The sequence below is a fragment of the Polaromonas eurypsychrophila genome (assembly GCF_014641715.1).
In the GTDB taxonomy this organism is placed as follows: domain Bacteria; phylum Pseudomonadota; class Gammaproteobacteria; order Burkholderiales; family Burkholderiaceae_C; genus Polaromonas; species Polaromonas eurypsychrophila.
Genome location: NZ_BMIG01000028.1, coordinates 1 through 1,886 on the forward strand (window position 1 = coordinate 1; position 1,886 = coordinate 1,886).

The following is a 1,886-nucleotide window of genomic DNA, read 5'->3' on the forward strand; positions in this document are numbered from 1 at the left end:
AATCAGTTAATCTTGCAACCCACGGACTTCTGGAATTTAGATTGGTACGAGGATTGGGGGCAGGTCACCATCAGCTCGACTGGGGCACATAAATTGCGGGCAATGCGAGAAATATTCGGTTATGTCTGCTTCTCACACTGAGTTTTGGACATGATCCCTACCGCCAAAACCACGTTGTCACCCACTGCCACAAACTCCGGGTTCAACAGTGGTCGCTGGAGACCGTACTGCAATGGGCTGCCAGCCAAATCAAGCACAGCGCCGCCCGCCGCTACCAATACGCAATGCGCCGCGGCGGTGTCCCACTGGCTGGTGGGGCCAAAGCGGGGGTAAATATCAGCTTGGCCCTGGGCGATTCGACAAAACTTGAGCGAGCTACCGGCTGCCACAAAGCTGTGCTGGCAGCTTAACGTGGCCAACCATGCGGCCAGCTTGTCGCCGCCGTGGGAGCGGCTGCCAATCACCCGCATGGGTTCAGTGGGCTGCCACGCTGCCACTTGCAGCGTTTGAGGGGCGCTGTCGGCAATTTGAACCCACCCGCCAAGGCCAAGAGCGGCGTAATACAGCTCACCCAATGCCGGTGCAAACACCACGCCAGCGATTGGCACACCCTGCTGCACCAGCGCAATGTTCACAGTGAATTCGCCATTGCGCTTTAAAAACTCTTTGGTTCCATCCAGCGGGTCCACCAAAAAAAATGCATCTGCTGCCGCGTCACCTGCGCTGCGCGACTCTTCAGACAAGACAAACACACCTGGAAACGCCGCCTCCAGCCCTTTGCGGATAACCGCATCGGCCCGCAGGTCTGCCTCGGTGAGCGGGCTGGTGTCGTCCTTTTGCCAGACGGCCCCATCCTGGCCATACACCGCCATGATTTCCTGGCCGGCGGCGTGTGCAATGCTGCACAAAGTTTGTAACTGCTTTTGACTGAATGTCATCGCAAAATCGTCCAGGCTAATTTAGCACCCACTGCCGCCAGCACGGCTGCCAAGGCCCACCGCAACACCGCATGGGGCAAGCGTGACGACAGCATGGCGCGGGCAATCGTTAGCCCTACGCAGTTCCTTGACTTCACGCTCGAGAGCCTTGACTCGTTCTCGTTCGTCGCTGGTGACGCCTGGACGGGCTCCTGCGTCAACTTCTTGCTTGCGTACCCACTTGTGAAGGGTCTGGGGCACACAGCCGAACTTGGCCGAGATGGACTCAATGGCTACCCACAGGGACGGGGACTCGCCTCGGTGCTCCTGCACCATGCGTACAGCCCGTTCTCGAACTGCGGGGGAAAAACGATTTGATTTGTTGTTCATAGCTTCATCTTCTCAAAGGTTGGAGCCTCCTCAAATTTGAACTGACCCCTAGAAGTTGGACGGTTGCGATTCCGCCAATCAGGCGGTGTTTCTCACCCGGTATTCCACCGGGCTGAGCCCTTGCAATCCGAGCTTAATGCGCTCGTGGTTGTAGTAGCGGATGTAATCGTGCACGCCCGCTTCGAGTGCCGCGATTCCATCAAGCGTAGCAAGATAATAGTACTCGACCTTGAGGGTGCCGGAGAAGCTCTCTATCACCGCGTTGTCAAAGCAGTTCCCTCTGCGACTCATGCTTTGCCTGACGCCATGATGCGCAAGCATCGCTCGGTACGGCTGCATCTTGTAATGCCATCCTTGATCCGAATGCACAATCAGGTCACAGGTACATTCTGACCGGGCAATGGCTTCTCGAAGCGTGTCAGACACCAGGTCAAACACGGGCCGCTTGGCCATGCGGTACGCGATGATCTCACCGTTGTAGAGGTCAATGCAGGCCGACAGATAGAGCTTCTGCCCGTGCACGTTGAACTCGGTGACATCGGTCACCCACTTCTGATTCGGAGCCTTCGCGAAGAAGTC

2 protein-coding genes and 1 pseudogene are annotated in these 1,886 nt (G+C 57.2%); all 3 read right to left on the minus strand.

From position 1 onward, the window contains the following. Positions 1-119: 119 nt before the first annotated feature. Complete coding sequence (cysQ, locus tag IEX16_RS19775) at positions 120-938, minus strand: 3'(2'),5'-bisphosphate nucleotidase CysQ (RefSeq protein WP_188710282.1); 819 nt, start codon at positions 936-938, stop codon at positions 120-122. A gap of 66 nt (positions 939-1,004) precedes the next feature. Next, a pseudogene (locus IEX16_RS19780) lies at positions 1,005-1,307 on the minus strand (transposase); the annotation flags it as partial. A 78-nt stretch (positions 1,308-1,385) separates the two neighbouring features. After that, positions 1,386-1,886: IS3 family transposase (locus IEX16_RS19785; protein ID WP_188710283.1), on the minus strand; the 501-nt coding region annotated here is incomplete at its 5' end.

Bases quoted from the DNA above. Each gene is read 5' to 3' on its own strand.
- cysQ (WP_188710282.1), bottom strand. From the start codon at position 938: ATGACATTCAGTCAAAAGCAGTTACAAACTTTGTGCAGCATTGCACAC.